Here is a 6,828-nt window from a genome sequence, read left to right on the forward strand (position 1 = left end):
CGGCGGGGGGTCATCAGCCAGCCCTCGGCCGATTGCAGCGCCGCCGCGGCAAAATCATCCGCCTTGTCCCACAGCACGCTCGCCGTCTCGGACGGCGACACCACCGCAAAGCCGGCATGACGCTTCAGGAAAGCATCAATTTGCTCGTTGTTTTCAGGCTTCAACACCGAACAGGTGACGTAGGCGATGCGGCCGCCCGGCTTGAGCAGAGGCACCGCCCGATCAAGCACTTCGACCTGGTCCTTCAAGCGGATGTCGAGAGCGCCCGGGCGCATGCGCCATTTGGCATCCGGGTTGCGGCGCCATGTGCCGGTGCCCGAGCATGGCGCGTCGATCACGACGAGATCGGCGGAAGCCCGGATGTCGGCCAGCGGATCGGCCCCGCCCTTCGGCGCGCGCACCTCGGCGTTATGGACGCCGGCCCGCGACAGCCGCTCGTGGATCGGCGCCAGTTGCCGCTTGTCCTGGTCGGTGGCGATCAACCGGCCCTTTCCCTGCATCATCGCCGCCAGCGCCAAAGTCTTGCCGCCGGCGCCGGCGCAGAGATCAATCACCTGCTCGCCCGGTTTCGCCGCAGAAATCAACGCTGCAAGCTGCGAGCCTTCATCCTGTACCTCAACGGCGCCTTTGACAAAGTCCTGCTCGGCGTGGACGCCGATGTTGCGGGCGTCGGCGCCCAGTTCGATCCGCAGCCCGACCGGCGACCATCGGGTCGGCTTGGCGCCGAGGTGCGCCAGCGAAGCTTCAACCTTCTCGCGTTTGGCCTTCAGCGTGTTGACGCGCAGATCGAGCGGCGCGCGGCTCGCCATGGCACGCGCCTCGGCGGCGCGGTCGTCGCCGAACACGGCAGCGAGATGGGGATCGAGCCATTCCGGATAGTCGCCGGCGACCGGCGGTGAGGCGTCGTCCGGCGAGCGCGACGCCAGCGCCGACCGCTCGGCCTCGGTGAGCGGGTCAGGGGCGAAGCGGCCGCCATCGCACAGCGTCGCGATCGCCTCCACGTTCATGCCGCGCTCGACCTTGAGCATGCCGAGCAGGCGGCCGCGCGGGCTGTCATCCTCCATGACATAGGCGCTGGAGGCGCGCCGGCGCAGCACGTCCCAGACCAGGCCGGCGATCGCCGCGCGATCACCGGAGCCGGCAAAGCGATGCGAGGTGCCCCATTCCTTCAAGGCCTGCGCCGCGGGCGCGCGTTGCGCCTCGATGGCGCCGATCACTTCGATTGCGGCGGACAGCCGGGCAGCAGGAGTCATAATGGGCCTCCCATTCGAGCGCGCTAGATCAAGAGCAGTATCTTCAGCGCGAAGTAGATCCACATCGCGAATAGCACCAGCACGCCGGCGAACCACGCGAGCGAGCGCGAGCGCACGTCATTCGAGGTGACGAAGATGCCGGCATGAGCGAAACGCGTGGCGACGAAGACCCAGGACAACAGCACCAGCACGAAATCGACATGGCGGATCGGCAGCGCCAGCGCAACGATGACATAGAACAGCACCGGCACCTCGAACTGGTTGCGGAAGCAGTTGCCGATCTGGGTGGCACGCGCCGGCCATTTCGGCTGCCCGAGCGCGATGTCGGAGAACTTCGTCTCGCCGCCGCTCAGCGCCCGCGTGCGCGCGGTCGCCATCCCCAACAGGAGAAAGAAGGTCAGCCCCACCTGAACGAAAACCGGCAACAAGACCATCTGAAGCGACATCGCAATCTCCCCTTTGCTTCCGTCGACAACCTACGCGCCGTTTGCGCGTCGCGTATCGCAGTTTGAAAAATCGTTTGAAACAATGATCATTCTTTCATCGACGCGATCGAGCGAGGCGTCATGATTCCGAAGTCCGCGCACGTTATGTTCGGATCGAAAGGAACGGTACCATGAGCGAATTTCGTCTGACCCAGATCTCCGACACGCATCTCGCGCGGCGTCTCGGCAAGTTGACCGCCAACTTCGACCGGGTACGAGAGCATATCGATGCGACGCGGCCCGACCTCGTCATCAACAGCGGCGACATCGGCTTCGATGGTCCGAACGCGCCCGAGGATCTCGACTATGCGCGTTCGCTGCATGATGCGCTGCCGGCGCCCTGCCGTTATCTGCCGGGCAATCACGACATCGGCGACAACCCGACCCAGGTCGGCGCGCCGCCGAAGGAGCCGGTGACCGAGAAGGACCGGCAGGCCTTCATTGCAGTGTTCGGCCACGACTGCTGGCGCTTCGAGGCTGCCGGCTGGTGCTTCATCGGCCTCAACTCGCTGGTGATGAACTCGGGCCTCGCCAGCGAGGCCGAGCAGTTCGACTGGCTGGCGGCCGAGCTTGCCAGCACCGACGGCAAGCCGGTGGCGCTGTTCCTGCACAAGCCGATCTTCCTCGATGCCCCCGACGATCCTGAGCTCGAACAGACCTCGTTCCGCTATGTTCCGATGCCGGCGCGGCGGCGCCTGGTCGAGATGCTGCATGCCGTCGACCTCCGGCTGGTCGCCAGCGGCCATGTGCACCAGCGCCGGGATTTCACCCATGGCCACACCCGCTATGTCTGGGCGCCGTCGGCCGGCTTCATGATCTCCGACAAGCGCCAGGAGCGGATCGCCGTCAAGGAAGTCGGGCTCGTGGAATATCGCTTCCAGCCGAACGCCTTCGAGGTCCGTCATATCCGGGCGCCCGGCCAGGTCGATGTCGACCTGGAGGAGCTGATCCCGGAGATCGCCTGAGGTCAGTTTGGTGCCGAGCATGCCGATTGCGGTCGAGATCGGCGCCAGCGACTGATGGATCTTGGTGAGCCCTTTGCCGTCGGACAGCGCATGGGTCTGCCAGCCGGCGCGGCCGAGCACGATGTCGCCCTTGGCGATTTCGGATTGTTGGAGGCCACCACCGTTTCGCGCCTCGCCATGACGGGTGCCAAATACCATTAGGGTCTTGCGCCTACACCCCGCCTGGATAGTTCGGGGCCTCGCGCGTAATGGTGACGTCGTGGACGTGGCTCTCGCGCAGGCCCGCGCCGGTGATGCGGACGAACTGCGCCTTGTCGTGGAACTCGGCGATGTTGCGCGCGCCGACATAGCCCATGGCGGCGCGCAGGCCGCCGGCGAGCTGGTGCATGACGTTGGCAACCGGACCCTTGTAGGGCACCTGGCCCTCGATGCCTTCAGGTACGAGCTTCAGCGTGTCGTTGATGTCCTGCTGGAAGTAACGGTCGGCCGAGCCACGCGCCATCGCGCCGACCGAGCCCATGCCGCGATAGGCCTTGTAGGAGCGGCCCTTCCACAGATAGACCTCGCCCGGGGTCTCGTCGGTGCCGGCAAGCAGCGAGCCGACCATCGCGATGTCGGCGCCGGCCGCCAGCGCCTTGGCGAGATCGCCGGAGAACTTGATGCCGCCGTCGGCGATCACGCTGACCTTGGCATTCTTGGCAGCCTCCACGGTCTCCATGATCGCGGTGAGTTGCGGCACGCCGACGCCGGCGACGATCCGCGTGGTGCAGATCGAGCCAGGGCCGATGCCGACCTTGATCGCGTCGGCGCCGGCATCGATCAATGCCTGCGCGCCGTCCCGGGTGGCGATGTTGCCGGCAATCACCTGGACCTCGTTGGACAGCCGCTTGATGCGACCAACCGCCTCGAGCACCCGCGAGGAGTGGCCATGCGCGGTGTCGACCACGACCAGATCGACACCGGCGTCGATCAGCCGCTCGGTGCGCTCATAGCCGCCCTCGCCCACCGTGGTCGCCGCCGCGACCCGCAGGCGCCCCTGGGCGTCCTTGCAGGCGAGCGGATGCGCCACCGCCTTCTCCATGTCCTTGACCGTGATCAAGCCGACGCAGCGGTATTTCTCGTCCACCACCAGGAGCTTCTCGATGCGGTGCTTGTGCAGCATGCGCTTGGCTTCGTCCTGGCTGACGTCCTCGCGCACGGTGACGAGGTTCTCATGCGTCATCAGCTCGGACACCTTCTGGCGCGGATCGGTGGCAAAGCGCACGTCGCGGTTGGTGAGGATGCCGACCAGCTTGCCGGGAATGCCCTTGCCGCCGCCGACCACGACAGGAATGCCGGAGAAACCATGATCGCTCATCAGCGCCAGCGCGTCCGACAGCATCGCGTCGGGGCCGATGGTAAGCGGGTTCACCACCATGCCGGATTCGTACTTCTTCACCTGCCGCACCTGGGCGGCCTGGGCCTCGGGCTCGAAATTGCGGTGGATGACCCCGACGCCGCCGGCCTGCGCCATGGCGATCGCCATGCGCGCCTCGGTGACGGTGTCCATGGCGGAGGCGATGATCGGGATGTTGAGCGGGATGGTACGGGTGACGTGGGAGCGGATATCGACCTCGGACGGCAGCACGTCCGACAGCCCAGGTTTCAGAAGCACGTCGTCGAACGTGTAAGCCTCGCGAAGCTCCTGAATCCGTGCCATCGCCAACTCCTTTCGCAGCCGTCAGCCGCAATCATCGTGGGGATGAGCACAGCCTTCGGCGAGGCCCGCGGCGCCGCCGTCGAATCGATGCCCATCGGTGGGGTTGACGCCGGTCGATAGCATGCTGCTGTGACGAATCAAAGCACCCCCATCGGCTTTTCAACGCCGTGGCGGCAGCCAAGCGGCAGCGGCAGGGCAGCTATGACGTAGATCATTGATCTTTCCCGGGTTTTTCCCGTGACGCAGGATTTAGGCGCTTTGCCCGAACGCGCAATCCCCTCTATGAAAGAGGGATGCTGCAGCGCCCCTCCCCGCCCCCTCCGCCGCCCACAACGAACTGGATGACCAGGCAGCGCCTGATCCCGCTGATCGTGGCGACCGCCCTGTTCATGGAGAACATGGATTCCACGGTCATCGCCACCTCGCTGCCCGCCATCGCCGCCGACATCGGCACGAGCCCGCTGACGCTGAAGCTCGCCATCACCTCCTACCTCCTGTCGCTCGCGGTGTTCATCCCGGCGAGCGGCTGGACTGCCGACCGCTTCGGTGCCCGCATCGTGTTCGCGCTCGCGGTCAGCGTGTTCATGGTGGGCTCGATCGGCTGCGCGATCTCCGGCTCGGTGACCGATTTCGTGTTCGCCCGCATCCTGCAGGGCATGGGCGGGGCGATGATGACCCCGGTCGGGCGGCTGGTGCTGCTGCGAACCATCGACAAGAGCGCGCTGGTCAACGCGATGACCTGGGTCACGGTGCCGGCGCTGATCGGCCCCGTGGTCGGGCCGCCGCTCGGCGGCTTCATCACCACCTATCTGTCCTGGCACTGGATCTTCCTGATCAACATCCCGATCGGGCTCGTCGGCATCTTCATGGCGCTGAAATTCATCGATCCGATCCGCGGCGAGACGTCCGAACGCTTCGATCTCAAGGGACTGGTGCTGGCCGGCGTCGGGCTCGCCGGCATCGCCTTCGGCCTGTCGGTCGCCGGCCTCAATCTGCTGCCATGGAGCGTGGTAGCGGCGCTGGTCGGGATCGGCTCGATCTCGATGACGCTCTATGTGTTCCACTCGCGGCGCACCGGGTCGCCGGTGCTCGATTTCTCGATGCTGCGGCTTGCCACGCTCCGCGCCGCCCTGATCGGCGGCTTCATGTTCCGGCTCGGCATCGGCGCGCTGCCGTTCCTGCTGCCGCTGTTGATGCAGGTCGGCTTCGGGCTGTCGCCGTTCCAGTCCGGCCTCGTCACTTTCGGCTCCGCCGTCGGCGCGATGGGCATGAAGACGCTGGCCGCGCGCATCATCCGCACCTTCGGCTTCCGCAACATGATGACGGTGAATGCGGTGGTCAGCGCCTTCTTCCTCGCCGCCTGCGCGCTGTTCACGGCGACGACGCCGCTGCTGTTGATCCTGATCGTGCTGGTGGTCGGCGGCTTCTTCCGCTCGCTGGAGTTCACCGCCATCAACACGGTCGCCTATGCCGAGGTCGAGCCGGCACAGATGAGCCGGGCGACGACGCTGGTCAGCGTCAACCAGCAACTGGCGGTCTCGGCCGGCGTTGCGGTCGGCGCGGCCTCGGTCGAGTCGACGCTGTGGCTCAATCACGCGACCGAATTGAGCGCCACCGTGTTCGCGCCGGCCTTCCTGGTGGTCGCCGCGATCTCGGCGGCCTCGGCCTATTTCTTCTGGCAGATGCCAGACGATGCCGGCCACGAAATCTCCGGCCGCCAGGCGCTCGCGGTCTCCAGCCGCAAGGGCGCCGCCAAGACGGCGGAGCTGGCGGCGAGCGAGACCACCGAGGAAGCAAGGGACCAGCGGTTGGGGTGATTTGATTGCACCTCTCCGCCCGGACCCCGTCATTGCGAGCTGTCCGCCTGCGCCGGCCCCTTCTCCCAACGACGGCCGGGCGGGCCCAAGCGGCCCTCCCAGCGTAATGGTTTCTGTGCTCATGATCGCTACATCGCGAGATACCGCCGACGGATATCCTCATTGCCGGCCAGTCCCGCCGTGTCCTGGCGGTGCACGACCTTGCCCTTGTCGATGACCACCGCCTCCTCGGCGATGCGCAGGCAGAAATGCATGTTCTGCTCGGCGAGCAGGATGGTGGCGCCGCTCGTGCCGAGCTCGCGCAGCACCCTGCCGATGGTGGCGACGACGATCGGGGCCAGACCTTCGCTCGGCTCGTCGAGCAGCAGCACCAGCGGATTGCCCATCAGGGCGCGCGCGATCACGAGGAGCTGCTGCTCGCCGCCGGACAGCCGGCCAGCCTGGCGCGAGCGCAGCCTCGCGAGCAGCGGGAAGGTGGTCCAGACCCGCGACAGCGTCCAGTCGCGGCGGCCGTCGGGGCCGCTCTTGCCCGCGATCAGGAGATTGTCCTCGACGCTGTGCTCCGGAAACACCTGCCGGTCCTCGGGGACATAGGCGAGGCCGAGCCTG

The 6,828-nt window shown here is 66.6% G+C and carries 6 protein-coding genes and 1 pseudogene; 2 read left to right on the forward strand and 5 right to left on the reverse strand.

Annotated elements, in window-relative coordinates:
- On the reverse strand, window positions 1-1,253 hold a 1,253-nt coding region (locus tag JOY90_RS02740), incomplete at its 3' end, for an RsmB/NOP family class I SAM-dependent RNA methyltransferase (protein ID WP_291689636.1).
- 23 nt (window positions 1,254-1,276) lie between these two features.
- Window positions 1,277-1,699 (reverse strand): MAPEG family protein, encoded by a 423-nt coding sequence (locus JOY90_RS02745; RefSeq protein WP_291689637.1) that lies wholly within the window; start codon window positions 1,697-1,699, stop codon window positions 1,277-1,279.
- Between the two features lie 170 nt (window positions 1,700-1,869).
- On the opposite strand from JOY90_RS02745, the gene JOY90_RS02750 reads away from it, so the two are divergent.
- Window positions 1,870-2,703: a metallophosphoesterase gene (locus tag JOY90_RS02750; protein WP_291689638.1), complete on the forward strand. Its 834-nt coding sequence runs from the start codon at window positions 1,870-1,872 to the stop codon at window positions 2,701-2,703.
- 12 nt (window positions 2,704-2,715) lie between these two features.
- Here JOY90_RS02750 and JOY90_RS40030 read toward each other — a convergent pair.
- Together JOY90_RS40030 and guaB are read right to left on the reverse strand one after the other, a co-directional pair.
- Window positions 2,716-2,864, reverse strand: a pseudogene (locus JOY90_RS40030) (NADP-dependent oxidoreductase); the annotation flags it as partial.
- 50 nt (window positions 2,865-2,914) lie between these two features.
- Entirely contained in the window at window positions 2,915-4,402 is a 1,488-nt protein-coding gene (gene guaB / locus JOY90_RS02760; protein ID WP_291689640.1) for an IMP dehydrogenase, read from the reverse strand.
- A gap of 341 nt (window positions 4,403-4,743) precedes the next feature.
- Between guaB and JOY90_RS02765 the strand changes: the two genes are divergently transcribed.
- A complete protein-coding gene (locus JOY90_RS02765; RefSeq protein ID WP_291689641.1) occupies window positions 4,744-6,219 on the forward strand; it encodes an MFS transporter in 1,476 nt (491 codons plus the stop codon).
- Between the two features lie 128 nt (window positions 6,220-6,347).
- Here the strand turns inward: JOY90_RS02765 and JOY90_RS02770 are convergent.
- Window positions 6,348-6,828, reverse strand: a 481-nt coding sequence (locus JOY90_RS02770; protein WP_291689642.1) for an ABC transporter ATP-binding protein, incomplete at its 5' end; no start/stop codon positions are given.

The sequence above is a fragment of the Bradyrhizobium sp. genome, assembly GCF_019242285.1.
Classification (GTDB): domain Bacteria; phylum Pseudomonadota; class Alphaproteobacteria; order Rhizobiales; family Xanthobacteraceae; genus Bradyrhizobium.